The sequence below is a fragment of the Ascidiaceihabitans sp. genome, from assembly GCF_039986515.1.
Classification (GTDB): Bacteria; Pseudomonadota; Alphaproteobacteria; order Rhodobacterales; family Rhodobacteraceae; genus Ascidiaceihabitans.
Genome location: NZ_JBDWQO010000007.1, coordinates 911,671 through 935,269, shown reverse-complemented (window position 1 = coordinate 935,269; position 23,599 = coordinate 911,671). Strand labels below are relative to the sequence as shown.

Genomic DNA, 23,599 nt, shown 5'->3' with positions numbered 1-23,599 from the left:
AGGGTTGAACGATCTGCACAGGATTTCGAATGTTTGGCCACTCTTGGGCTCGAGGGCGCAGAGGTATCCAAACATGCCGATAGCCTAGGGAGAAAGCTCAAATGAGGAAATCGATTGCCTCAGTTATTGCCGCGATTGCCCTGTTTGGATCGCAAGCAATTGCACAAGACGTCGCTGACATGAGCAACTTGGAATACGCGCACATTGCATACACAGCCGACAACATCGACATCCGTTATTGGCGAACCCTCGTGCAGCCGCAGCATGACTTATGCTGCGTTTGCGCTGTTTTTTCATGTGGCATTGCGGCATTAGAAGCCGTCATTCATTTGACTTTCAGCAGACCATTGACGGTTACGCCCATAGCGTTGTCCGGACTAAATCGAACATCTCAATCAAAATGGCGGCAATCTAAGACGTCGTCTTTGTCAGCCATTCTTTGCCTTTCAGCATGGCATTCCAATAGACCCAAGGCAGCACCGATTTCTTCAGAAACCATGCGGCGCGCCTTGGCTTTGTGCTGTCCCAAGGAAAGCTGGGCATCAGTTTTCCACCGTAGCCGAATTCTGCCAGAATGATCTTGCCGTGCTCTACCGTCAGCGGGCATGAGCCGTAGCCGTCATAGGCCTGTGGCATTGTGGCACTCTTCATTAGTGCGATCAGGTTGTCAGCAACGATAGGCGCTTGTTTGCGCGCGGCTGCGGCGGTTTTAGCATTGGGGGTAGAGGTCACGTCACCAAGGCCAAAGACATTCGACGCGATGGTGCTTTGCAGCGTCGCTTGATCGACGGCCAACCATCCGCCCTCATTTGCCAAGGGGCTGTTCTTGATAAAGTCAGGTGCACATTGGGGCGGACAAACATGCAGCATATCAAATTTGCGCTCGACCAGCTGCGGCTCTTCACCTTCTTTGGTCACTTTAAAGGTCGCTGTCTGATTGGGCCCGTCGACCTTTACCAGATTGTGCCCGAAGTCGAGATTGATGCCATAGCTGTCTACGTATTTCATCAGCGGAGGCACATAATCCGCACAGCCAAACAGGACTGGCCCCGCATTGCAGAATGACACATTGATGTCTTTGATTTTGCCGGCCTGAGACCACGTGCAGCACGATAAATACATCGCTTTTTGGGGCGCGCCTGCGCATTTGATCGGCATGGGTGGTTGGGTGAAAATCGCCTCTTTCCCGCGCATTTTCTGAACCAGATCCCATGTGTAAGGTGCAAGATCATAACGGTAGTTCGAGGTCACGCCGTTCTTGCCAAGCGCATCCTCGAGCCCCTCAATCGCGGACCAATCAAGCTTAAGCCCTGCAGCTACCACGAGATATTCATAGCTGAGCATTTTGCCGTCTTCGAGGGTGACCGAGTTTTCATCTGGCTGGAATGACGCCACAGCCCCTGTAATATGTGTGACAAATGAAGGCATTACACTGGCGGTGGATCGTGCCGTTTCTTCCTTTTTGAAGATACCCGCACCAACCATGGTCCAGCCGGGCTGGTAGTAATGGGTCTGTGAGGGTTCTATGATCGCAATCCGCAACGACGCGTCACGCTTGTGTAGGCTGGCTGCGGTCGCAATTCCCGCAGCTCCGCCGCCGACGATAAGAATTTGATGATCTGCCATGATGATGCGGGCCTCCCAACCCTTGTGCTGATGCGCCTTACAGTTTGTTGATTGGCACCTTCAAATAAATGTCCCCATCCGTATCAGGCGCGGGCATTTTTCCAGCATTCATATTCACCTGTATGGACGGAATGATAAGTTTTGGCATTGCCAATTGCGTGTCCCGCTTGGTGCGAAAATCAACAAACTCTGCTTCGGATTTACCACCACCGACATGAACATTTTTGGCCTTTTGCTCTGCGACTGTCGTTTGCCAACAAAACGTATCGCGGGTTTTGGTTTTATAGTCGTGGCACAGGAACAAGCGCGTTTCATCAGGCAATGCCAATATACGTTGGATCGAGGCATAAAGATAGGTTGCAGACCCGCCCGGAAAATCAGCACGCGCGGTGCCAAAATCGGGCATGAATAATGTGTCACCGATAAAGGCGGCATCGCCGATGACGTAGGTCACGCAGGCAGGCGTGTGCCCCGGAGTGTGCATGACCACGACGTCCAGATTTCCGATAGCAAAGACATCACCGTCCTCGAACAGACGATCAAACTGACTGCCGTCCATCTCGAACGCGGTGCCCGCATTAAAGATTTTACCAAAGACCTTTTGCACTGCCGCGATATTGGCGCCAATCGCGATTTTGCCCCCAAGTTTTTCTGCCAGATAGGGCGCGGCCGACAGATGGTCGGCGTGGACGTGGGTTTCGAGTATCCACGCCACCTGCCAGCCATTCCGCGTCACCACATCAATCAGCATGTCGGCATGTGTCGTATGGGTCCGACCTGCCGCGGCGTCGAAATCCAGAATGGAATCGATAATCGCCACGGCGTTTGAGGCAGGGTCCTTCACGATATGACATGCCGCATTCGTGGCCTCATCAAAGAACGTGTGAACCTCTGGGACGGACTGCCGCATTGTCTAAAACTCTACGACAGCACGGATGGATTTGCCTTCGTGCATCAAATCAAACCCGTGATTGATGTCCTCAAGCTTCAGTTTATGGGTGATCATCGGGTCGATTTCGATCTTGCCGTCCATGTACCAATCCACGATTTTGGGCACATCTGTGCGCCCGCTTGCGCCACCAAATGCTGTGCCGCGCCAGCTGCGCCCCGTGACCAATTGGAATGGTCTTGTGCTGATCTCGGCTCCAGCGGGCGCGACACCAATGATGATGCTTTCACCCCAGCCCTTGTGTGCGCATTCCAGCGCCGTGCGCATCACGCCAACGTTGCCCGTCGCATCAAACGTGTAGTCCGCGCCGCCACCCGTAAGCTCGACCAGATGGGCCACCAGATCCCCGTCCACTTTTGACGGATTAACAAAATCGGTCATGCCAAACCGCGTCGCCATCTCGACTTTGCCGTCGTTCAGATCAACGCCAACGATCTGGTCTGCCCCCGCAAGGCGCAGCCCTTGGATCACATTGAGGCCAATCCCACCAAGACCAAAAACCACGCCAGTCGATCCGATTTCGACCTTGGCAGTATTAATAACGGCCCCGATACCAGTCGTCACACCGCAGCCGATATAGCAAATCTTATCGAACGGCGCGTCCTTGCGCACCTTAGCCAGCGCGATTTCGGGCACTACGGTGTGGTTGGCGAAGGTGGAACACCCCATATAGTGGTGGATCGGGGTTCCATCGAGCATTTTGAACCGCGTTGATCCATCGGGCAAAAGCCCTGCGCCTTGGGTGGCACGGATCTTTTGACATAGGTTCGTCTTGGGGTTCAGGCAGTATTCGCATTCGCGACATTCGGGTGTGTAAAGCGGGATCACGTGATCGCCGACCTCAAGGCTCGTTACGCCTTCGCCGACTTCGATCACCACACCCGCGCCCTCATGGCCTAAGATTGCGGGAAAGATACCTTCGGGGTCATCTCCAGATCGGGTGAATTCGTCGGTGTGGCACAGGCCTGTGGCCTTGATTTCAACCAAGACCTCTCCGGCGCGAGGGGCGTCCAATTCGACGTCCATAACGACCAATGGTTTTCCAGCCTCAAGGGCGACGGCGGCACGTGTTCGCATTTTTGCTCCCAAAAAATTACTTGATCTTTCATTCGATTCATTCTCATCTTGTGAGAAGTTGTCTCGCAATACAAGAGCGCACATTTAAAATGCATCTCGAACGCCTTATCAGTTTGCTCGAAATTATTGCGGTAATCGGTCGTCCTGTTTCTGCGACAGAAGTTCAAACAGCCAGCGGAATACCGAAGCCGACATGTTACCGGCTGATGCAAACTTTGCATGAACAAGGGTTGATCGAAGACCCAAATGATGACGGACGTTACGTGATCGGCGACAAGCTGATCCGGATCGCGCTTTTGGGTAAGTCGGATGTCGATGTAAGACGTGTAGCCGCTCCATTGTTGAAGGGCGCGGCCACGACGTTCAATGAGACAGTCTTTCTTGCACGGTTCCGTGACAGCAAGGTTGAAATCATCCACGTCGAAACGCCAGAAGACCCCGCCCGTGCCTTTATTCATCCGGGGATTGGCGAACGTCCTTTACATGCTTGTTCATGCTCCAAGGCCATCGCCGCCTTTGCAGAAACCGAATTTCAGGACACGATCATGAAAGGCGGTTTGCAAGCATATACGGATCACACAAAAACCACGCGGGACGATCTTTTGGTGGAATTTGACCTGATCCGCCGCCAAGGGTTTGCGGACTGCGACCAAGAAATTGATATCGGCATATCTAGCGTCGCAGCCCCTGTAACCATCGGAAACATCGGGGCCACTTTCAGCGTCGGCGCTGTTGGTCCGGTCCGGCGGTTCGGGACGGAATACAGACACAATATCGGGCACCAGCTGACCCAGCTTGCAACAAAGATCAGCGGTGCCATCCAACTATGCAACGTGGGCGAGGTTTGAGGAGACCAAGGCCACGTTTGTTTCGAACCCCATGGAGGTGGGGATAATCTTAGGGAGGAATACAAATGAATAAACCGATGAAACCGGATCCAACATTTCACGCGTCGGCGAAACTTGCGATGGAAGCGCCACCAGAAAATTTTGCATTTACGGTGATGCTTGGCAAAGACAAGGACCAGCATGACGGGTTGGCAGTTATCGATCTGCGAAGTGGCTCCGATACTTACGGCGAGATCGTCCACACTGTGATGACCGAAACCACGGGCGACGAATTCCACCACTTTGGCTGGAACGCCTGTTCGTCCTCATTGTCGCCTTTGTCGGGGCATGCGTTTGTAGAACGCAGGTACCTTATTGTGCCCGGAATCCGGTCTTCACGCATCTTTATCTTTGACGTCAAAGATCCGCTGAAGGCACACATCCACAAGATCATCGAACCCGAAGAGTTGTTTGAAAAAACAGGTTACTCGCGCCCTCACACAATCCACTGCGGGCCTGAGGGCATCTACGTGTCGACCCTCGGTGGCGGCGGTGAGGACGGGACAGACGGCCCTCCTGGTATTTTCATCATGGATTGCGAGACGTTTGAGATCATCGGCCGCTACGAGATGGACCGTGGTGCGCAGGACAAGCACTATGACTTCTGGTGGAACCTGCCGCAGGACTACATGGTCAGCTCCGAATGGGGGCTGCCGCCGCAATATGAAAATGGCGTCGTCGCAGAGGACCTGTTGTCCAACAAATACGGCCACTCAATCCACTTCTGGGACCTGCGCGCACGTAAGAACATCCAGACGATGGACTTTGGCGAAAACTATCAAATGGCGCTCGAAATTCGACCCGCCCACGATCCCACCAAATCCTATGGATTCTGTGGTGTTGTCGTCGATACAACCAATCTGCAGGGCGCAATCTTCACATGGTGGCGTGATGACGACGGTGTGTGGCAGTCCAAAAAGACCATCACCATTGATCCACGCCCAGAAGACCCCGAAAACCTGCCTGAGTTGCTGAAAGGCTTTGGTGCTGTGCCACCATTGGTCACTGACATCGATCTCAGCCTCGATGACAAGTACCTCTATGTGGCCTGCTGGGGGCTGGGTGAGATGCATCAATACGATGTATCCGATCCGATGAACCCTGTATTGAACGGCAAGGTCGAGCTTGGCGGTATCGCCACAGAACACAAGCACCCCAATGGCAAAGATGTTATCTATGGCCCGCAGATGGTCGAGATCAGCCGTGACGGGAAACGCGTGTACTGGACGAACTCGCTTTACTCATCTTGGGACAACCAGTTCTACCCGCATCAAGAAGGTGGACAGATGGTGATGGCAAATGTTGGGGAGGACGGAAGCTTTGCGCTGGATAAAGACTTCTACATCGACTTCCCCGAGAACATGCGCGCCCACCAGATCCGGCTTGAAGGCGGGGACTGTTCAACAGACAGCTTCTGCTATCCGTCGGTATAACTGATGGAAGATATGACATTGACGGCCCTTTGGTGGGCCGTCATTTTTTCGGGCGTCTACCACGGCGTGAACCCGGGTATGGGATGGCCTTTGGCTGTTTCATCAGCCTTATTTGAGCGTAAAAAATCGGCAATGGTTAAGGCGCTCGCGATGCTGGCGACAGGCCACTTCCTCGCGATGATTGTCATTTTGCTCCCGTTCTCGATGATGGTTTTTCTTATCAACAACGAGCATGAAATCCGGATCGGCGCAGGCGTGCTTGTGATCGTTATGGGTATTTATCTTCTGATTAATCGTCGGCACCCGAAAATTCTGGCCCGTGTTCATCCCGCCAAACTAGGACTTTGGTCGTTTCTTGCCGCCACTGCGCATGGTGCGGGATTGATGCTTGTGCCGATCTACCTTGGTATTTGCGGGCTTTTGGTGCCGGGCGAGAGCGTGACCGGGACGGGCCATGCAGCTGCTCAAGCGCTCATGGGCAATAATGTGGTGACTGCCTTTCTAGTAGCCGCAACGCATACCTTTGCCATGACTTTCGCGGGTGCTGCGATTGCGATCTTTGTTTATTCTTGGTTCGGTTTGAAATTCATTTCAAAAAGTTGGTTCAACCTAGATTTGGTTTGGGCGCTGAGCCTTATCATCGTCGGTGCGTTTGGCATATTTTCTGCCTTTGGGGTCCATCATTGAAGTCAGATGTACGACTTTCGGGGCATCCAAGTTGAGATTAAGAAGATCATAAGTTTAGGATCTCGTTTCCAAGCAAGATCAACCTAAGTGAATAGCTGCTTCAGGGAAAACCGTTGCATTACAGAATATGCTTTGCTGCACATGCGAGGAAATGCTGCGCCAGCAAAAATCGCCACCGAAAAAGGCGGCTTCGTCCCGCAAAGTTGTCATACAGCACGCCAAGATGCTGCGCTCACGGGTCAATGTCCGCTATGCGGACTGCGACCGCAGCATCGCGATCAGGTGCTGGATGTCCGCAATGGGCCGTTTAATCAGGTCCTTGGGCAGCGCCACGATAGCAAAGGCAATCCCCATGACTTCTGGTCGCATTGGGTCTTGCGAAATCATGATCAGCAGGCGGCGGCTTTCCACCGCGGATCTTGCCCGCCGTTACGACGCGGTCTTCCACATCCGGAAACGAGCTCTGAAAAGATGTGCAACAATGGCCATCCATATTTTTTGCTGATGTTTTGGAACACGGATAGCTGTCATTGGAAAAAAGCAGCATCAGTGGAAGAGGGGCTTTTGCTGCCGTTCTCTGGAAAAGTTTAAAAGGTCTGCTTAGGGCCGCTGGTGAAGTTTCAGAGTTAGCTTTAGCTATTTTTTCAAGATTGGAGGGACAGACAAAGACGGTGCATTCTGAGAGTATTGCACGGCATCTTCGCCCAATTTGGTCAGCCTGTAGCCTTCTTCGGTGCTATATAGAAGCTGAAGTTGTTCAAGCGTTAAGGCCTCCAACCCGATACACCCCTTTGCTTCGTCACAAGACTTGTGACAGCGCAATCTAGCAGCTTCATTCGAATGCAGGATTTGTGCGACCTCGCGTGGAAGACCCATGTTTCTTCTCCTTGAGGCAAACTAGGAAATTGGCGCTGTTAAAAATCGGGGAAACTCATTTGTCGGTTCCCCTTCGGAAGCTCTGACAAATTTACGCGATGCGCGAACAGCAGGTGTGACTGGCCGCATCAGCGGCATCGCATCAGGTAAAAGACGCCAAGGGCTATGTTTGTAAGGTCCAGAAAGGCGCCAAGGCCATTTCGGATGCGGCCAAAGCGGCCAAAAGCTACAAGACGAAGGTGCAACCTTAAGCGAGCTGCAAAGCGCGGTTGCGACATTGACCTGGATGAGCAAGGTCTCTGCCGGTCTTGGCGCATTGTCCGTTGGCTTGATCTGGATGCGCCAAACAGGATTGGCGATATGACCTACACCCGCCAAGGGACCATCACATTCAATGGTGTGTGTACTGTGTTGGTGCGTCCCGATGCTATTCTGACGCATGATAAATGGGCGTCCGCGAAAGAGGCGTTGAAAAAAATGCGCGGGATGACGGGCGATGACGATCCAATTGATTTGCCCGGCCTTGGGTCTGATACGCTGCATCCCGGAAACCCGGGGCCGTTTTAGGGCATCTGCCGATTGGCTTGCCCGTTTGCATGTCTTTGCGGTGTTGCCGTATGGCGCATGGCACTTGTTCCCAGATTTGATTATGGCAGGTACTGATCAGCGGAACTGACTTCGAAAGCGGCGCAAAAATGCTAACAAACCTTGATTTGATAGATCTTACTGAATTTCGCCGTGCGCTTCACCGCCATCCTGAATTGTCCGGGGAAGAAGTAGAAACCGCCCGCAAAATAGCAGATGCACTAAAACCACTATCACCAACACGCATTTTGACTGGATTGGGTGGTCACGGCGTGGCGGCCGTTTTTGACAGCGGAATAGACGGTCCAACAGTCCTTTTTCGTGCCGAGCTTGACGCGCTCCCTATTGAAGAACGCAACGACATCGCGTGGTCGTCGCTGATCCGCGGAAAGAGTCACGTTTGCGGCCATGACGGGCACATGACGATGCTGCTTGCATTGGGGCGCATGATTTCCCGCCAACCTGTGGCGCATGGGCGTGTCGTGCTTATGTTCCAGCCGGCAGAAGAAGACGGAAGCGGCGCGAAAGCTGTTGTCGCCGATCCTGCCTATCAAGACATTCAAGCAGATTGGGCGTTTGCCATTCACATCGAACCCGGACGGCCGTTCGGGTACGTCTCTACCTGTCCCGGACTGGTGAATTGCGCGTCATTGGGACTTAAGATCAAACTTGGCGGCAAAACCGCACATGCAGCCGACCCCGAAGACGGGATTTCCCCGGCCCATGCGGTTGCCGGATTGATCCTTGCGCTGGATGCTTTGGGGCAGGGGGGATCGCTTGATGATGATTTCCGTTTGGTGACGGTGACACATGTTCAGATTGGCGAACCAACATTTGGCGTTGCGCCGGGTGCCGCCGAGGTGTTTGCCACCCTGCGGACAGCAGGTGACGAAGGCATGGAACATCTTGAGACCGAGGCCCGCACCCTTGCCATCACGGCAGCAAAGAAATTCGGGCTAAGTGTTGATTTTGAGGTTTGCGATAACTTTGCGGCATCCATCAATGATCCAGATGCCTATGTCGTAGCAACACAAGCCATGGACGCAATCAATGTCCCTTACGGTGATGCGGGTGTTCCTATGCGTGCGTCAGAGGACTTTGGCGTATTCGGGTGGGGGGCCAAGGCTGCGATGTTATGTTTGGGGCCGGGTGAAGATTATGCGGCACTGCACAATCCGGACTATGATTTTCCCGATGATCTGATCCCGATTGGAAGCGCCATCTTTGAACGCATCACACGCGATTTGTTGGGATCAGCTTAGCACTGCCATTCCCGACGCAGGCGCAAAGGCAGGGATTGGCGTCGCGTGAGGCGCCCTGGCAAAACTCAGTCGGATACCTTCTTTACGAATATGGACTTTAGCCCCATCTGGCCAACGCCCGGAACTTTGCAGTCAATATCGTGATCCCCGTCGACAAGGCGAATACCACGAACTTTGGTCCCCACTTTGACGGTCAAAGAAGATCCCTTAACTTTCAGATCCTTGATCACAGTGACCGTATCACCGTCATGCAAAACGTTGCCGACACTGTCGCGGACCACTGCCACGTCATCCGATGGCAATCCCTGTTCCCATTCATGCCCACACTCTGGACAGTTAAGCAAAGCATCGACTTGATAAGTGAAGGTTGAGGCGCATTCTGTGCAAGGGGGCAATGTATCGGTCATAGGATTGCTATAGCGCCACAATTTGAGGCTATCCATACCCTGTGAAAAGAAACCGCCCAAACCGGATCTAGACATGGACACGTCACACCGCGTTGCGTCTACCTTTCAGCCCATGCAGGTGACCGTCCGGTATGCTCAATAAGGACGTCCATAAAAACGCGGACTTTAGCAGACACAACATTGCTTTGGGGATAGACCAACCAGCGCGAATTCACAGAAAGCCCTGCACTATCCAAGGTCGCGCATTTTTGCGTCATTCCGTCATTCAGGATCAACCGGTGCGCTGCTTGTTTTGGATCGAACGCGGCCTGTGCGCCATCTTGCGATATCAGGCGACGGGGTTCCAGATCGCGGAAGGCGATCACGCGATGGGACTTCAGATCGTCCGGATCACTTGGTGCGTCCTATTGCGTGACATAAGCTGGCGATGCGCAAAAGACGCGTGTGTCGTCTGCCAATTTTCGGGCCGTTAGGCTGCTATTTTCAAGAACTGCATTGCGCAAGGCAAGGTCATAGCTGCCCTTGATCAGATCGAATTGCGCGTCCGACAGGTGCCATGCCCAGCGTCCGTCCTGCTGCGCTGATGTTCAGGGTTTCACTGGCGAGAACAAAAAGGCGGAGGCTATGTATGTCGATTTTATACTTTTTCAGAACAATGAAATCATATCTTGCTGGTTTTTATATTCCTTAAGGGGGGTGTCTACAAATCCAAGAGACAGAAAGGACCATCCGATGAGACAGGCAGCCACGGTCAACTACCATGTTCACAAACCCCACCGTCAGGCGCAGCTTCTGGACTTTCAGGCCATCTGCAACGCATCTCGAAAGTTCCGCAGGCGACAATTGCCAAGTTTGAAGGGTTTGCACGCGGCGGTGGTCACGAATTGGCGCGTCGCGCATGGCACGCCAAACCGGTCTGGGGCGTGCTTTGGAAATCATCCTAAGCGCACGCGATTTTGACGCGGACGAAGCCGAAGCGATGGGCACCATCAACAAAGCGCTCGTGGCAGATGAAATCGATGCCTATAAAACCAGTTCTTCGACCCCGAAAAGCTGCAGACGCTGCGGGCCTACCTTGACGCGGCGACATAGGAGGACATTCCGCTGCGGCCGCCTTACGGGATATCTTTGAACAGGGGCGGTGCGATGCTTAACACCCGGTCCGAAGGCTATCTGGCCGCGCCCAGTTTCCAGAATTTCTACACAGGCTTGATGGACCGCTACAGGCGCACATCGATGCGTCATCAGTCACGCTGAACATCAACCTTAACCTTTATTGCGAGAACGGTCAGATCCCACCACGAAACGCGGTACCAAAAGCTGTCAGTGCGGTAAAAAGATGGGTGTTGCCAACCGCAAAAAGTGACGGGTTCGCGCCGTTCTGAGCCGCGCGCATACCCATCATCGCCTCTTTTCGGGCAGTCCTGAAAAGAGGCTGCCCAAACGGCTATGAACGGGGTCAAAGTCATCGCACATGTCATTTGTGTCCAGACCTGACAATCATGATGCGGCCATTCCTGTGATTTATACGAACATCCCCAATGTCCGGAAGGTGCCAGTGCGCTGTCGGCTTGATTTTGCCGTTACGTATCGACCGGAAGTGCCCCGGACACTTTCATTTGCCGTAAGATAAAATTGGTGGTGGTCGTGCGCACGACACCAAGTCGCAAAAGGCGGGACATGATGAAGTGTTCCAAAGCTTCCGGATCCGTTGCAGCAACTTTGAGGATATAGTCAAAGTCGCCTGTGATGGACGCACATTCAAGCACTTGGTCGTTGGTTTCAACAAAGGCATGAAATTTATCTATCGACACAGCATCATGATTGATCAAAGACACCTGAACATGGGCCAATGCGTTCAAACCCAGCTTTTTGCCGTCCACGATTGCGGCGTAGCGGGTAATGAAACCTTCATCCTCCAGTCGCTTGACACGTCGCCAGCACGGGGAGGGAGACAAACCAACGGCATCCGACAGCGCCTGACTGCTGGCACGCCCGTCGCGCTGCAAAACCTTCAGGATTAGTTTTTCGAACGGATCAAGAATAAAGTCACCTCATATTGGCCATTTTTAGAAATAATTGGTCCAGCAATTACACATTAGTCAATGTATGCGACCGATTTCCCCCAAATCCAAGTGATAAACTTGTTTCAACTTCGCAGAAAGGGACACTTTATGAGCCGCAAAAACTATGTCTACCAATCCGTTGCCCGCGCGATCCACGATCACGGGGTGACAACACTGTTCGGGCTTATGGGGGATGCAAACCTGTTTATGGTAGACAGTTTCGTTCGGGACTGTGGTGGGCATTTTGTGCCAGCGGTTCACGAAGGAAGCACCGTTTTGATGGCGTCTGCTTTTGCACGAGTGTCCGGGGATGTTGGCGTGGCAACCGTCACCCATGGGCCTGCCTTGTCAAATTGCATGACCGCCCTGACCGAAGCCGTGCGAGGCCATGCAGCGATTGTCATTTTGGCGGGCGATACGCCTGCGGACAATCCACGCCATTTGCAAAGCATTGATCAACGCGAGATTGTGATGGCCACAGGCGCGGGATTTGAACAGCTTCGTACCCCTGGCACAACGGCGCAGGACGTTGCGCGCGCATTCTACCGTGCGCAGGTCGAACGCCGCCCCATCGTGCTTAACATGCCTGCAGATTTCATGTGGCAGGAAGCGGATTATGACAAACAGGTCCTGAATGTCTTTGCAGCTCCGGGTGATGTTGCGCAAAGCGAATTGCTGGACAACGCCATTGGTATGATCGCATCTGCAAGACGGCCCTTGGTTCTGGCGGGTGGCGGCGCACTTGCTGCGCGCGAGCAACTGACCGCGCTAGCGGACCGATTGGAAGCACCGCTTGCGACGACCCTGCAAGCCAAGGGTTTGTTCAATGATCACCCCTATAACATTGACATATTTGGAACCTTATCGACGCCGGCAGCCTATGACCTGACCCAGCAATCTGATTGTATACTTTGCTTTGGAACAGCATTGCATGATTTTACAACGGATCGCGGCAAACTGATGGCAGGCAAACGCATCATCCAGATAGATGTGCAGCCGTCCGCAATCGGAGGTGGTTTGCATCCGGACATCGCATTGGTGGCTGATGCTGGGCTGACCGCCGATAAAATCATGTATTGGCTTGATGAAGCCGAGATTGCGGCAAGCGGTTTTACCGCAGAGCTTGAGCCTTGGACACTCGCCACACATGAGACCGGACCGCACACCGCGACTGAGGGTGTTATCAACTATGTGCAGGCATTGACGCAGTTGGAAGACGCCTTGCCAAAAAACAAAATTCTGGTCACCGACGGGGGGCGTTTCATGACGGAAGTGTGGTGCCGTGTGTCCGTGCCGGACCCGCAAAGCTTTGTCAGCACAGTCAACTTTGGTGCCATCGGATTGGGGCTGCAGGCCGCCGTCGGCGCCGGGGTTGCAGCGCCGAATCGCCCCATTGTTCTTTTTAGCGGCGATGGTGGGTTCATGATGGGCGGCATCAACGAATTCAACACGGCGGTTCGGCTTGGTCTTGATCTGATCGTGATCATTGCAAACGATTCAGCCTATGGGGCCGAGCATATCCAGTTTGTTGATCGCAAAATGGACCCCAGCCTAACACAATTCCAGTGGCCTTCGTTTGCGCAGGTTGCGAGATCTCTTGGTGGCGAAGGGATTGAAGTGACATCAAAAGAACAGCTTGAAGGCGCGTTAGAGGCAGTCGCTGATCGCAACAAGCCCATTTTGATCGATTTACGATTGGACCCCAGCGACGTGCCCCGCATGCGCATTTGAACCGGTTAAAAGGGGAAAAGCCCCGATCAGGTCATGACCGTTGTCGGCTTGAGTGTGCCGCTGCCGCGCAAGTCTGGAAAGCCGAGACAATGCCGCGTGCACCGGTCTGGACAATGTCCGATATCGCAATCGCATCCGAAGGGCCGAGCCAGCGCCATGTCTTTTTCATTGCGCAATGCCTTTGCCTTGGGGCGGCACAGACACCAGCGCGCCTTTGTGCTGAACAACCTGTCGCGCCAACTGACAGCCCCGTTCGATGCCGGTCGCAATATCGCGTCCCATTAGGATTTCAGCAAAAACGCCTGCGTTGAAACTGTCTCCTGCTGCGGTTGTGTCGATGACATCTGTTACCGGATCAACCGTCACGGTGCCGCGCTGGTTTGGCGTTTGGAACACCACCGACTGATCGCTGTTTTTCACCACAATCTGGCGCACGCCAACCCTTGCATAACGCTCAATTGTGTCTTGCGCGTTGTGATCCCCAAACCACACGGCTTCATCATCATATGACGGCATCACAAGGTCACAGCAGGCTGCCGCCTGCATGGTCGTTGATGTCATCTGCTGTGTGTTGGTCCACAGACGCGGCCTGAGGTTTGTATCAAATGCAACCTCTTTACCGTGTCGTCTGGCCTGCCGCAGCGCCTGAAACAGATTTTCCCGCGACGGCTGATCAAGGATGGCCAGTGTTATGCCAGAATAATAAATGAAATCCGCCTCTGCCATCGCCGTTTCAAGGGCTGCAACATCGACGGCCAGCTGTCTTGCTGCCGAACTATCGCGCCAATATGAAAAGCTTCTTTCACCATTGTTGAGGTGGATCAGATACAGTCCAACCGTCTTGTCGGGGATCACTTGGACAGCCGTGGAATTTATCCCGCTTGCGTCGATAAACGACCGCATATCCTGTGAAATTCTGTCGTCCCCAACCGCCGTAAAATAGCTGATGTCCAGATCAGGCGCGATTTGGGCCAGATACCAAGCCGTGTTGAAGGTGTCTCCGGCAAAGCCAAGCGTGAAATCGCGCGGCTGACCCGCTGGCGCCAGCTCTGCCATACATTCGCCAATTGCGAGAACACGTTTCATGATTACAAGAAGTCATCGCGGCGCGGGGTAAAACTGTCGACAAGCGTCCCCGGGATCAGGCAGACGCAGCCATGGGTTTGACCAGAAGGGACGACAAAACTGTCGCCGGGGCCGAATTCCTGATCTGTATCGCCGAGTGTGAACCGGAACCGGCCGCTTTCCACATAGGTTGACTGCACATGTGGGTGATCGTGCAATGCACCTATCGCACCAGATGCTTCAAACCGAAAGGCAACAACCATAAGGTCAGGGTGGTCTGACAGCACCTGACGCGTGACATGGGCACCGGTGGAGACAATTGGAAAATGGGACACTGTGTGACTCCTGACTTTACGAAAATAGCATGCCGCCATTCAGATCAACATTGGTGCCTGTGACAAAGGCACTGTCATCGCAGGCAAGGAACAAAACGAGGTTGGCCGCGTCATCTACATGGCCCTGACGTTTCAATGGTGCATTTGCTTCAAAGCCACGGCGACCCGCATCGGGTGTGTGGATGTTGTGAAAGTCAGTGTCGATCATGCCTGGGCACAAGGCGTTGACGCGGATATCCGGACCAAGTTCTTTGGCCAATCCACGGGTCATCGTCATCACAGCACCCTTGGCTGTGGCATATGCAACAGCCCCCGGTCCACCGCCGTCCCGACCGGCCTGGCTGGCCAGATTGACGATTGCGCCAGATTTCATCACAGCCAAACAGGCCTGTGTCATAAGAAACGTGCTGGTCACGTTCAGGCTCATGACGGCGTTCCAATGTTCAACGGGCATCTCGGCAATGGTCTTCCGGGCGATCAAACCGCCAGCATTGTTTACAAGAACGTCGACGCTGCCAAATGCTTCGACCGTCTTGGCAACAAGGGCTGTTACATCGGCTTCCTTGTTTAGATCGCCCTGCATGGCGAAGGCATTGCCCCCAGCTGCTTTGATGGCAGCAACGGTGGCATCGGCGCCTTCGGAGCTAGAGAAATAATTGATTGCAACATTGGCCCCTTCAGAGGCCAGTTTGGTTGCAATTGCTGCGCCGATGTCGCGGCCTGCTCCGGTAACGATGGCGGTTTTGCCTGCAAGTTTCATAGTGATCCTTCCTTTAGCGAGAGAGCGCCCCCGCCTTTGATTGTTTATGTGTGGACTGCCGCCGCGTACGTAAGACATGCGGAGGCGGCAGTTGTTATCGGAATGCCCCCGGCATGATCGTTTTCGGAAGCCAGAGAATGATTTCGGGGAATGCAGCCAGCAAGATTAAGATGATCAACATCGGCGCAAGAATGAACACAACCTCGCGCAGGACCTGCACCACATTCAGCCCTCCGATTGCTGCGGAGATAAGCAAACACAATCCGTAGGGCGGGGTAACCAGCCCGAACGCAAGCGAGACAATGCCAATGATGGCGAACGCGATCGGGTCAATGCCCCCGGCCTGTGCCACGGGCATCAGGACCGTGCCAAGGATGATGATTGTCGGGATCGCATCAATGAACAGACCAAAGACCAAGAACAAAGCCGCGATTAACAAAGCCGTGCCAAAGGGTCCGAATTCCCATGCGGTCAGTACGCTGACGATCAGGCGTGGTGCGTTATAGAAGGACAACAACCACCCGAACGCCGACGCCGTGCCAATTGCAAAAAGCGAAATCGCAGCAAAGCGTGCCGTGTCATACAAAATGCCACCGAGGTCTTTGGGGGTGACTGTTTTGTATACAAACATGCCCAAGATCAGTGCGTAGCCTGCGGCGATGATGGCGCTTTCTGTGGGCGTTACAAGGCCACCAACGATCCCGCCAATCACAAAGACGGGCGTTAGCAGGGCCAAAGCAGCCCCCTTCAAAGCGGCCCAGAATTCGGCCCAGTTGGGCGAGGCTGTGACCGGATAATTGCGGGCCTTTGCAAAGCCGTAGACCGTCGCCATCAAGGCCAGTCCGATCATCAGACCCGGGATTGCACCGCCCAGAAACAACGCCCCGACAGATACCTGCATGACGCCGCCCCAGACGATCATCAGGATCGACGGCGGAATGATCACCCCCATCACCGAAGAACACGCCGTAATTGCCACGGCAAAGCGGGTATCGTAGCCCTCTTTCTGCATCGCGGGGATCAGGATTTTGCCTATGCCTGCCGCATCCGCCGTGGAAGACCCGGAAATGCCGGCAAACAACATGGATACCGCGACGTTCACATGACCCAGCCCACCGGGCATCCAGCCCGTCAAGACGCGGGCAAGCTCGATCAGGCGGTCGGTGACTCTGCCTGAATTCATCAGGTTCGCCGCCAATAAAAAGAACGGAACAGCAAGCAGGATGAACGAATTGTAAGACTGGAACATTCGGTCCAGAACTATAAATGGTGTCAGGCGCAGCTCAAGCAGCACAACGGGAATTGTCGACAGCCCCAACGCAAAAGCCACAGGGATGCGGATAAAGATCAAAGCCAAAAATCCAGCAATCAGAATGGCCGCCGCGGTTCCTGTATCAAGTATCATGACGGGGTCCCTTCGCGGCTGCGAAATGCTGTGAAGGCTTCGACCAAACGGTAACCGGACAACAAAAGCCAAAGTCCGCCTGCGATTGGCACAGAAATATGTGTGATCATCAGATTTGCGCGCATCATGACCGACCGTTGTTTGCCGCCAAATTCAGCATATTCAATGCCGTAGAACAGGAACAAAGCCCCAAAAACCATGATCGCAACGTGGACGACACCGTCTTGTACCAATCGCGCGAAAGGTCCCTTGGCATCACGTGTGATGCGGACGTCAAAATGAGTACCATCCCAGACGGCGACGACAGAACCGATCATGACGATCCAGATAAACAAGAAGGTTGCCAGTTCTTCGGTCCAAAGAAATGTCGGGATCAATCCCGTATAGCGAGAGATAACCTGCATCGCGACGGGAACGGCAAGTGCGCCCATCAAAACGCCAAGCAGAATTCGAAGCCCTTTGCAGAACTTATCAAGATATCGTCCAAACATGATCTGCCCTAATTCGCAGTGGGACGCGGCAGGCCGCATCCAAAGTTTGCGCCAACGGGCGGAGGAAAAACCGTCCTCCGCCCGGTAACCGGGAGATCACATACCGCGAACGTTTTCGAGAAGCTCTGTCGCACCAAGCTGAGCCGCGTAGGCGTCCTGAACCGGTCCTACCAATTCAAGCATTTGATCACGGCCTTCGAATTGGTGGATCACAACCTGACCGGCTGCTTCCATTTCTTTCAGGATTTCACCGTCTGCACCGGATTCCAATGCACGACCAAACGCCCCTGCTTCGGCACCAGCCGCTTTGATGGCGGCCTGAAGGTCAGCGTCCAGCGCATCAAAAACTTTCGCAGAAAACACAATTGGGCGCACTGTAATGGTGTGCTGTGTCAGCGAAATATGCGGCGCAACTTCGTAGAACTTCAGGTTCTGGATCGACGCCGCTTCGTTTTCAAAGCCTGCAATCACGCCCGTCTGGATTGCATTGTAGACTTCGTTGTACGCAATCGCTGCCGGCGCAGCCCCCACAGCATCAAAGGTTTGTGCCTGAATAGGCGCACCCATGACGCGCATACGGTGATCGGCAAGTTCTTCCATGCTGGTGATTGGCTCGGCTGAGACCAGGTTGCGGACGCCTCCACCGTGGTAGCCGACGATCACAATGCCCGCCGCTTCACGCAGATCCGCTTCGAGGGGGGCAAAGGCATCCGAAGACAAGACAGCATTCCAATGATCCAAATCGCGGAACAGGAACGGCATGTCCATCAAGGGGATAGAGTCAGAGAAGACGGCCATGTTTGAAGGCGCGAGGATCGTGTAATCCACAGCGACACCCTGATTGAGGTAGGTCACATAATCGGATTCAACCCCCAATTCGCCATTCAAGCGCAGGTCAAATGACACATCGCCATCATAGTTTTCTGCAACAAGGCGTTCGAATTCACGCATTGTTTTTGTGAACGCATGGTCTTCGTCAAACATGCTGGCGCCGCGCAAAACGGTTTCAGCGCTCACTGCCGTAACAGAGCCAAGTAAGGCTGCCGAAACGGCCATGGTTTTTAGTGAGAAGTTGAACATTCTATCCTCCCAGATCAGGTTCAAAACTTTTTGACCCGCCTTTTGTGGCCGGCAATCTGTGCGAGGGCGGTTTGGAACGGCAAGCCAGATCTGCAACAAATCCCCGTGCGGGCAATCGTCGCTTTCCTCCCTGACAAGCGCGGCACCTCGTCCTTCGCTCATGGGGGCAATCAAAACTCCATCTGGGATACTAGTCAACATATAAATTTCACCACACAGTAAAACTTGGAATATTTCTTATAAAAATATGGGATATTGTGACTTCTAGTATCCCAAATTTACCCTATGATTCCAAATAAGTTTCTGCGACACTGCATCGAAATTGAGGTTAGAAACGACTATGGTAGCATTGGCAGCCCCCGAACGAATAACCAGCAGTGACGTGGTTTTTGAGGAGCTTTTTGACAGAATCGTTCGACTGGAATTGCTTCCTGGAACTAAAATATCGGAAACGGATGTCGCGAAGTCTTTTGGCTATTCACGCCAACCTGTCCGCGAAGCATTTACCCGACTTGCGCACCTCAATCTTCTCTTGGTGCGGCCGCAACGCGCGACCGTTGTTCGCCCGTTCTCGCGTCAACTGATTGCAAATGCCCGTTTTGTGCGTGCCGCAGTAGAACTCGAAGTTGTCCGCGCCGCATCACTGGACCGGGACCGATCCATTGATGCCGCTTTGAACGCCAACCTTCGTGAACAGGCGGATGCAATTTCAAAAAGTGATGTCGGCTTGTTCCATGATCTTGATTATCAATTCCACAAGCTTCTTTGCGCCTCGGGGAAACAGGCATTCGCGTTTGAGATCATCGCCGAGAACAAGGCGCAGGTTGATCGTTTGTGCATGTTGGCCTTGACCAGCAAAGAAGCGATGGAAGTTCTTTATGAAGATCATCAGAAGCTGTTGGCTGCGTTGTTCAGCGGCGATGCAGCAACAGCTGATACAGTGCTGCGCACACATCTTGACCGTCTGACCCCCACAGTCGAAGCGATTTACACAACCCACAACGCATATTTTGATGAATAGACCCGTTTGGCGCGGGTGCGGATCAGCGTTTCAATCCGTTGCTTTCCCGTCCACCCCTGTGCAGGGCGATAGGCCGCGTTTGTAAAGGGACTGGAGAAAATCCTGCCACAGGTGCAATTTCCAGCAGTGGTTCAATACACACTAAGCCTGAAACACGGGGCAGAGCGTCTGCCAAAGATCTTTCCGGGCGCGTGAATGATTGGACGGCTTGGCTGTCAAAGAACTGATCCAACACAGGCGGGACAAACCGATGCTGTCGGGCAAATAGCACAGCAATTGGAACCGCGTGGTGCTTTCGAAAACCAGAACACGCCAATGAACCAAAACAAAAAGCCACCAAATCGTCGGACTTAGCGGCTTATCTTAGCTTCGCTGGTAGGGATCGAACCTACGCCAAATTGATGAACGGGGCTTTCGCTTTTCCACTTCGATGCCGCTTTCCTTGCGGTCGGGGGATGAGGCCAAGGATCGGTGCTGTCTTCGGATCTTATTCTTGCCCCTTGGGACTGCCATTGATTGACGGCGAGGTGGTGGTGGTAGCTACCCGATCCGAACCACTTTGCTGACAGCCGTTGGAAAGTTTACACCATTCCGATTTCGGTGCAGATGAACTTCGCGGCTGCAACAACATCTCCCACACGCAGGTGAACGTGACCTATCACTGTGCCTTGTGGTGCACCGTTCCATCGGGCGGCGTGTTGTGTGAGCGCTTTGAGGTTAAACGGCCGTGTGGTCATCAAGATTTCGTCACGGTTTTTTCTCTATGAAATGGCGATAATCTGGAAAATGTATCGCGCATTCAGAGATAATGAATGGATCGGCTAGATGGGATGCAGCGCTTCGTCGCGGTTGTGGAAACGGGTTCCTTTGCAGCTGCTGGTCAGCGGTTGAACATTTCGAACAAGCTTGTCAGCAAACGGGTTGCGCAGTTGGAGAACCATCTTGGTATGACCTTACTGCACCGCACCACGCGGTCCATGTCCCTAACCCATGAGGGTGAGCGATACTTGGAAGGGGCACGGCGCGTTCTTTTGGAATTGGAACAATTGGACTCCGAATTTGAAGGTTCTGACGGGTTAAGTGGCATTGTGCGCGTTGCCGCACCGCTTACTTATGGAGACACCGCAGTTGCGTCGGCCGCGGACAAGTTTGTCAAAGAACATCCGAATGTGACGGTCGAGCTTGACCTGTCAGATCATCAGGCTGACCTTGCAAAAGGTGGGTTTGATACTGCTATCCGGATTGGCGACCTGAGCGATTCAAGTCTGATCGTCCGCAAACTAGGCGAGACGCACATGAAAGTGGTCGCAGCGCCATCTTACATCGCGCGACATGGCAAACCCGAGCACCTCATTCACCTTGGCGAACATATCTGCATTAGAGATTCCAACAATCCGGGCCCAAACCGTTGGCCGTTTCAGATCGACGGTCAGCAGATGCTGGTGCCTGTAACAGGTCCGTTTCTGGCCAACAGCCCGCCAGCCTGTCTTGTTCCGACACTGACAGGTTCAGAGATATTCATTTGCCCAGACATATTTTTGGGTGACAACTTGGAAACGGGGCATTTGGTTGAGCTTTTACTGGTTGTCAGTCTCGCAGATTGCCAATTCACGCGGTGCAACTGCCGTTTGCATTCCGTAAGCCACGTGTGAAGGCATTTGTTGAATTTATGAAACGGGAAATCGGATCATAGTGTGCAAGGACAGCCGCTTGCATTTTCCGGGGCTGTGGCCATTTCTTGCCCCGTACAACTTCACAGTTATGTGACCGGAAGCCTGAAAAATACTCTTGCTGAAAATATCTACCTACTAGTAGGTTTAGGCATCAACAACTGGAGATACTAACATGAAAATATTTGACACAGAGGGTTTTCCGAACCCGGCCCGCGTGCGCATCGCGCTTGCGGAAAAAGGCGCGACGGACAAGGTCGACTTTATCGCGGTAGACGTAATGGGCGGCGAACACCGCACCGATGCGTTCAAAGCAATGAACCCGGATGCAGCGGTTCCTTGCCTGGAATTGGCGGACGGGACCCACATTTCGCAGTGCAATGCGATCACAGAATACATCGATGGCCATTTTGAGGGCCCATCGCTGACGGGAACAACGCCAAAGCAGCGGGCGCAAATTTCGATGATGAACCTGCGTGCCGAAAATGGTCTTTTGAATGCCGTTGGAACCTATTTCCACCACGCTACGCCTGGTCTTGGGCCCGATTTGGAAACGGATCAATGCGCAGTGTGGGGCAACAGGCAAAAAGAAACCGCAACACAGACAATGACATATCTTGATGAAGTTCTGGCAGATAACGACTATCTTGCCGGAACGGAATTTTCGGTTGCGGATATAACGGCTTTTGCGGGTCTCGCTTTTGCAGACTTTGCCAAAGTGGAGATCCCGGAAAATCTGTCGCATCTGACGGCGTGGCGGGCAAAAGTGGCCTCTCGGCCTAGCATCGCCGGTTAAAAAGCCGTTCTACTTAAGTTGAAAAGGACAATATCATGGAACTGAATGCAGATTTTAAGACGCGGGTCGTGGTTCACTCTGATCAGCTTGAGTGGAACGCGTCACCCATGCCGGGTGTGGATCGGCGTATGCTGGACCGCATCGGCGGAGAGGTGGCACGGGCCACGACAATCGTGCGCTATGCACCTCAAAGCAAATTTTCCGAGCACACACACACAGGCGGTGAAGAATTCATCGTGCTGGACGGGGTGTTCCAAGATGAACATGGCGACTTTCCCGCGGGCACTTACGTGCGCAACCCACCGACGACCGCGCATACACCGGGATCGGCGCTGGGGTGCACGATATTTGTGAAATTGTGGCAGTTCGATATGGACGACCGCAACCAGTTTCGCAAAGCTATGGCAGATGAATTGGCAGCACCTGTCGACGGTGTCGCCACAGCTGAACTGCACCGTGATGCGCGTGAAACGGTGACCTACAGCCAGTTGGACGGGGGGGCGACACTTGAAAATTCGGACGTGGGCGGCATCGAAGTTCTGGTGATTGCAGGCACCGTGTCCGAGGGTGGCGATACGCTGGGCAAAGGGGCTTGGCTACGTTTGCCAGAAGGGGCACCTTTGACAGCGACGGCCGGCTCTGATGGCGCAAAGCTATGGATGAAAACTGGCCATCTGCCACATGCGAAACCGCCGGCTGTCTGATGGGGACGCATAAACCTTTGGTTCTTGTGGCGGGGGCAGGGGCTGGTCTTGGCCAGTCCCTTTTGGCGCGGTTTGAACAGAGCGGGTTTACGCCCGTGGGTCTGGGACGGTCACGCCCTGTCAAGCCTGTCGGTGATTTTCAAACATTGGATTTGACCGATGAGGCAGCTGTTCCGGCGGTGATCTCGGAACTCATCGCGAAATACGGACCGCCAAAAGTTGTTGTGCACAACACTGCGGAACTGGTCATCGCGCCTTTCGCGCAAACATCACTTGCGGACTATCGCCGCACATGGGCGTCGATGGTGCAGTCTGCTGTATTGGTCGCAGAGGCCACGGTGCAGCCGATGGTGGATGCAGGTGGTGGGACATTCATTGTGTCAGGGGCCACGGCGTCTTTGCGCGGGGGGGCGAAGTTTTCGGCGTTTGCCAGTGCCAAGTTTGCGTTGCGCGGCCTGACGCAGTCCCTTGCGCGTGAATTTCAGCCTGCAGGGGTACACGTCTGCCACGCCATTCTGGATGGGATCATCGACACAGCGCGATCGCGCGATTTGCACAGCCTTGATCCTGCCAAAATGATGAAACCCGAAGATATTGCCGAAGCCTATTGGCAGCTGGCCCATCAACCAAAGTCGACATGGACACACGAACTTGATCTGCGTCCGGCGTCCGAAGGGTTCTAACGT

Annotated in this window: 27 protein-coding genes; 13 read left to right on the top strand and 14 right to left on the bottom strand. The window is 53.7% G+C overall.

Features of this window, described 5'->3' with window-relative positions:
- Positions 1 to 411: 411 nt before the first annotated feature.
- The 3 genes from ABJL60_RS07245 to ABJL60_RS07235 are packed head-to-tail and all read right to left on the bottom strand — an operon-like array spanning position 412 to position 3,652.
- A complete protein-coding gene (locus tag ABJL60_RS07245; protein ID WP_348373703.1) occupies positions 412 to 1,626 on the bottom strand; it encodes an FAD/NAD(P)-binding oxidoreductase in 1,215 nt (404 codons plus the stop codon).
- Between the two features lie 37 nt (positions 1,627 to 1,663).
- Entirely contained in the window at positions 1,664 to 2,536 is an 873-nt protein-coding gene (locus tag ABJL60_RS07240; RefSeq protein ID WP_348291235.1) for an MBL fold metallo-hydrolase, read from the bottom strand.
- Positions 2,537 to 2,539: 3 nt separating this feature from the next.
- The gene (locus ABJL60_RS07235) at positions 2,540 to 3,652 is read right to left on the bottom strand and encodes an S-(hydroxymethyl)glutathione dehydrogenase/class III alcohol dehydrogenase (RefSeq protein WP_348291237.1); all 1,113 of its coding nucleotides are present in this window, start codon (positions 3,650 to 3,652) and stop codon (positions 2,540 to 2,542) included.
- 89 nt (positions 3,653 to 3,741) lie between these two features.
- On the opposite strand from ABJL60_RS07235, the gene ABJL60_RS07230 reads away from it, so the two are divergent.
- The 4 genes from ABJL60_RS07230 (at position 3,742) to ABJL60_RS07215 (ending at position 7,250) form a co-directional block, all read left to right on the top strand.
- Positions 3,742 to 4,500: an IclR family transcriptional regulator gene (locus ABJL60_RS07230; protein WP_348373702.1), complete on the top strand. Its 759-nt coding sequence runs from the start codon at positions 3,742 to 3,744 to the stop codon at positions 4,498 to 4,500.
- Between the two features lie 65 nt (positions 4,501 to 4,565).
- A complete protein-coding gene (locus ABJL60_RS07225; RefSeq protein WP_348291240.1) occupies positions 4,566 to 5,972 on the top strand; it encodes a selenium-binding protein SBP56-related protein in 1,407 nt (468 codons plus the stop codon).
- Positions 5,973 to 5,975: 3 nt separating this feature from the next.
- On the top strand, positions 5,976 to 6,659 hold the full coding sequence (locus ABJL60_RS07220; RefSeq protein WP_348373701.1) for a hypothetical protein: 684 nt from the start codon (positions 5,976 to 5,978) through the stop codon (positions 6,657 to 6,659).
- An 87-nt stretch (positions 6,660 to 6,746) separates the two neighbouring features.
- Positions 6,747 to 7,250, top strand: a complete 504-nt coding sequence (locus ABJL60_RS07215; RefSeq protein WP_348373700.1) for a hypothetical protein — start codon at positions 6,747 to 6,749, stop codon at positions 7,248 to 7,250.
- Between the two features lie 45 nt (positions 7,251 to 7,295).
- Here the strand turns inward: ABJL60_RS07215 and ABJL60_RS07210 are convergent, their stop codons facing one another.
- Complete coding sequence (locus ABJL60_RS07210; RefSeq protein WP_348373699.1) at positions 7,296 to 7,535, bottom strand: hypothetical protein; 240 nt, start codon at positions 7,533 to 7,535, stop codon at positions 7,296 to 7,298.
- Between the two features lie 360 nt (positions 7,536 to 7,895).
- Here ABJL60_RS07210 and ABJL60_RS07205 point away from each other — a divergent pair, with 360 nt between their 5' ends.
- Positions 7,896 to 8,102, top strand: a complete 207-nt coding sequence (locus tag ABJL60_RS07205) for a hypothetical protein (RefSeq protein WP_348373698.1) — start codon at positions 7,896 to 7,898, stop codon at positions 8,100 to 8,102.
- 128 nt (positions 8,103 to 8,230) lie between these two features.
- Positions 8,231 to 9,382, top strand: a complete 1,152-nt coding sequence (locus ABJL60_RS07200; protein ID WP_348373697.1) for an amidohydrolase — start codon at positions 8,231 to 8,233, stop codon at positions 9,380 to 9,382.
- 65 nt (positions 9,383 to 9,447) lie between these two features.
- On the opposite strand, the gene ABJL60_RS07195 is transcribed toward ABJL60_RS07200, so the two are convergent.
- Together ABJL60_RS07195 and ABJL60_RS07190 are read right to left on the bottom strand one after the other, a co-directional pair.
- On the bottom strand, positions 9,448 to 9,789 hold the full coding sequence (locus ABJL60_RS07195) for a zinc ribbon domain-containing protein YjdM (RefSeq protein ID WP_348373696.1): 342 nt from the start codon (positions 9,787 to 9,789) through the stop codon (positions 9,448 to 9,450).
- A 98-nt stretch (positions 9,790 to 9,887) separates the two neighbouring features.
- Entirely contained in the window at positions 9,888 to 10,154 is a 267-nt protein-coding gene (locus ABJL60_RS07190) for a hypothetical protein (RefSeq protein ID WP_348291254.1), read from the bottom strand.
- Positions 10,155 to 10,687: 533 nt separating this feature from the next.
- On the opposite strand from ABJL60_RS07190, the gene ABJL60_RS07185 reads away from it, so the two are divergent.
- Positions 10,688 to 10,921 (top strand): hypothetical protein, encoded by a 234-nt coding sequence (locus ABJL60_RS07185; protein WP_348291256.1) that lies wholly within the window; start codon positions 10,688 to 10,690, stop codon positions 10,919 to 10,921.
- A gap of 451 nt (positions 10,922 to 11,372) precedes the next feature.
- On the opposite strand, the gene ABJL60_RS07180 is transcribed toward ABJL60_RS07185, so the two are convergent.
- Positions 11,373 to 11,834 (bottom strand): Lrp/AsnC family transcriptional regulator, encoded by a 462-nt coding sequence (locus tag ABJL60_RS07180; RefSeq protein ID WP_108828178.1) that lies wholly within the window; start codon positions 11,832 to 11,834, stop codon positions 11,373 to 11,375.
- 129 nt (positions 11,835 to 11,963) lie between these two features.
- On the opposite strand from ABJL60_RS07180, the gene ABJL60_RS07175 reads away from it, so the two are divergent.
- Positions 11,964 to 13,586, top strand: a complete 1,623-nt coding sequence (locus ABJL60_RS07175) for a thiamine pyrophosphate-binding protein (RefSeq protein WP_348373695.1) — start codon at positions 11,964 to 11,966, stop codon at positions 13,584 to 13,586.
- Positions 13,587 to 13,751: 165 nt separating this feature from the next.
- On the opposite strand, the gene ABJL60_RS07170 is transcribed toward ABJL60_RS07175, so the two are convergent.
- From ABJL60_RS07170 to ABJL60_RS07145, 6 genes are all read right to left on the bottom strand, one after another.
- Entirely contained in the window at positions 13,752 to 14,672 is a 921-nt protein-coding gene (locus tag ABJL60_RS07170) for a sugar kinase (RefSeq protein ID WP_348373694.1), read from the bottom strand.
- A gap of 2 nt (positions 14,673 to 14,674) precedes the next feature.
- The gene (locus tag ABJL60_RS07165) at positions 14,675 to 14,986 is read right to left on the bottom strand and encodes a cupin domain-containing protein (protein WP_348373693.1); all 312 of its coding nucleotides are present in this window, start codon (positions 14,984 to 14,986) and stop codon (positions 14,675 to 14,677) included.
- 16 nt (positions 14,987 to 15,002) lie between these two features.
- Positions 15,003 to 15,746, bottom strand: coding sequence for a glucose 1-dehydrogenase (locus ABJL60_RS07160; RefSeq protein WP_348373692.1), 744 nt, complete (start codon positions 15,744 to 15,746; stop codon positions 15,003 to 15,005).
- A gap of 94 nt (positions 15,747 to 15,840) precedes the next feature.
- Positions 15,841 to 17,151, bottom strand: coding sequence for a TRAP transporter large permease (locus tag ABJL60_RS07155; RefSeq protein WP_348373691.1), 1,311 nt, complete (start codon positions 17,149 to 17,151; stop codon positions 15,841 to 15,843).
- On the bottom strand, positions 17,148 to 17,642 hold the full coding sequence (locus ABJL60_RS07150; RefSeq protein ID WP_348291268.1) for a TRAP transporter small permease subunit: 495 nt from the start codon (positions 17,640 to 17,642) through the stop codon (positions 17,148 to 17,150). Before ABJL60_RS07150 ends, ABJL60_RS07155 begins: the two co-directional genes overlap by 4 nt.
- 96 nt (positions 17,643 to 17,738) lie before the next feature.
- Complete coding sequence (locus ABJL60_RS07145) at positions 17,739 to 18,722, bottom strand: TRAP transporter substrate-binding protein (RefSeq protein ID WP_348373690.1); 984 nt, start codon at positions 18,720 to 18,722, stop codon at positions 17,739 to 17,741.
- A 601-nt stretch (positions 18,723 to 19,323) separates the two neighbouring features.
- Between ABJL60_RS07145 and ABJL60_RS07140 the strand changes: the two genes are divergently transcribed.
- Positions 19,324 to 19,743 (top strand): FCD domain-containing protein, encoded by a 420-nt coding sequence (locus ABJL60_RS07140; RefSeq protein ID WP_348373689.1) that lies wholly within the window; start codon positions 19,324 to 19,326, stop codon positions 19,741 to 19,743.
- 581 nt (positions 19,744 to 20,324) lie between these two features.
- Here the strand turns inward: ABJL60_RS07140 and ABJL60_RS07135 are convergent.
- Complete coding sequence (locus ABJL60_RS07135) at positions 20,325 to 20,480, bottom strand: hypothetical protein (protein ID WP_348373688.1); 156 nt, start codon at positions 20,478 to 20,480, stop codon at positions 20,325 to 20,327.
- Positions 20,481 to 20,555: 75 nt separating this feature from the next.
- On the opposite strand from ABJL60_RS07135, the gene ABJL60_RS07130 reads away from it, so the two are divergent.
- From ABJL60_RS07130 to ABJL60_RS07115, 4 genes are all read left to right on the top strand, one after another.
- A complete protein-coding gene (locus ABJL60_RS07130) occupies positions 20,556 to 21,395 on the top strand; it encodes a LysR substrate-binding domain-containing protein (protein WP_348373687.1) in 840 nt (279 codons plus the stop codon).
- A gap of 193 nt (positions 21,396 to 21,588) precedes the next feature.
- Positions 21,589 to 22,209, top strand: coding sequence for a glutathione S-transferase (locus ABJL60_RS07125; RefSeq protein WP_348373686.1), 621 nt, complete (start codon positions 21,589 to 21,591; stop codon positions 22,207 to 22,209).
- Positions 22,210 to 22,244: 35 nt separating this feature from the next.
- Entirely contained in the window at positions 22,245 to 22,913 is a 669-nt protein-coding gene (locus ABJL60_RS07120; protein ID WP_348373685.1) for a cupin domain-containing protein, read from the top strand.
- Positions 22,865 to 23,596, top strand: coding sequence for an SDR family NAD(P)-dependent oxidoreductase (locus tag ABJL60_RS07115; RefSeq protein WP_348291280.1), 732 nt, complete (start codon positions 22,865 to 22,867; stop codon positions 23,594 to 23,596). The genes ABJL60_RS07120 and ABJL60_RS07115 overlap by 49 nt, the downstream gene beginning before the upstream one ends.
- Positions 23,597 to 23,599: the final 3 nt, after the last annotated feature.

What these genes read in the sequence shown, in the direction of transcription:
- ABJL60_RS07195 (WP_348373696.1), bottom strand. Translation starts at nt 9,789, where the DNA reads ATGACCGATACATTGCCCCCTTGCACAGAATGCGCCTCAACCTTCACT.
- ABJL60_RS07235 (WP_348291237.1), bottom strand. Translation starts at nt 3,652, where the DNA reads ATGCGAACACGTGCCGCCGTCGCCCTTGAGGCTGGAAAACCATTGGTC.
- ABJL60_RS07205 (WP_348373698.1), top strand. Translation starts at nt 7,896, where the DNA reads ATGACCTACACCCGCCAAGGGACCATCACATTCAATGGTGTGTGTACT.
- ABJL60_RS07225 (WP_348291240.1), top strand. Translation starts at nt 4,566, where the DNA reads ATGAATAAACCGATGAAACCGGATCCAACATTTCACGCGTCGGCGAAA.
- ABJL60_RS07155 (WP_348373691.1), bottom strand. Translation starts at nt 17,151, where the DNA reads ATGATACTTGATACAGGAACCGCGGCGGCCATTCTGATTGCTGGATTT.
- ABJL60_RS07230 (WP_348373702.1), top strand. Translation starts at nt 3,742, where the DNA reads ATGCATCTCGAACGCCTTATCAGTTTGCTCGAAATTATTGCGGTAATC.
- ABJL60_RS07185 (WP_348291256.1), top strand. Translation starts at nt 10,688, where the DNA reads ATGGCACGCCAAACCGGTCTGGGGCGTGCTTTGGAAATCATCCTAAGC.
- ABJL60_RS07170 (WP_348373694.1), bottom strand. Translation starts at nt 14,672, where the DNA reads ATGAAACGTGTTCTCGCAATTGGCGAATGTATGGCAGAGCTGGCGCCA.
- ABJL60_RS07145 (WP_348373690.1), bottom strand. Translation starts at nt 18,722, where the DNA reads ATGTTCAACTTCTCACTAAAAACCATGGCCGTTTCGGCAGCCTTACTT.
- ABJL60_RS07125 (WP_348373686.1), top strand. Translation starts at nt 21,589, where the DNA reads ATGAAAATATTTGACACAGAGGGTTTTCCGAACCCGGCCCGCGTGCGC.
- ABJL60_RS07245 (WP_348373703.1), bottom strand. Translation starts at nt 1,626, where the DNA reads ATGGCAGATCATCAAATTCTTATCGTCGGCGGCGGAGCTGCGGGAATT.
- ABJL60_RS07210 (WP_348373699.1), bottom strand. Translation starts at nt 7,535, where the DNA reads ATGGGTCTTCCACGCGAGGTCGCACAAATCCTGCATTCGAATGAAGCT.
- ABJL60_RS07130 (WP_348373687.1), top strand. Translation starts at nt 20,556, where the DNA reads ATGGATCGGCTAGATGGGATGCAGCGCTTCGTCGCGGTTGTGGAAACG.
- ABJL60_RS07150 (WP_348291268.1), bottom strand. Translation starts at nt 17,642, where the DNA reads ATGTTTGGACGATATCTTGATAAGTTCTGCAAAGGGCTTCGAATTCTG.
- ABJL60_RS07160 (WP_348373692.1), bottom strand. Translation starts at nt 15,746, where the DNA reads ATGAAACTTGCAGGCAAAACCGCCATCGTTACCGGAGCAGGCCGCGAC.
- ABJL60_RS07200 (WP_348373697.1), top strand. Translation starts at nt 8,231, where the DNA reads ATGCTAACAAACCTTGATTTGATAGATCTTACTGAATTTCGCCGTGCG.
- ABJL60_RS07115 (WP_348291280.1), top strand. Translation starts at nt 22,865, where the DNA reads ATGGATGAAAACTGGCCATCTGCCACATGCGAAACCGCCGGCTGTCTG.
- ABJL60_RS07120 (WP_348373685.1), top strand. Translation starts at nt 22,245, where the DNA reads ATGGAACTGAATGCAGATTTTAAGACGCGGGTCGTGGTTCACTCTGAT.
- ABJL60_RS07175 (WP_348373695.1), top strand. Translation starts at nt 11,964, where the DNA reads ATGAGCCGCAAAAACTATGTCTACCAATCCGTTGCCCGCGCGATCCAC.
- ABJL60_RS07220 (WP_348373701.1), top strand. Translation starts at nt 5,976, where the DNA reads ATGGAAGATATGACATTGACGGCCCTTTGGTGGGCCGTCATTTTTTCG.
- ABJL60_RS07135 (WP_348373688.1), bottom strand. Translation starts at nt 20,480, where the DNA reads ATGACCACACGGCCGTTTAACCTCAAAGCGCTCACACAACACGCCGCC.
- ABJL60_RS07240 (WP_348291235.1), bottom strand. Translation starts at nt 2,536, where the DNA reads ATGCGGCAGTCCGTCCCAGAGGTTCACACGTTCTTTGATGAGGCCACG.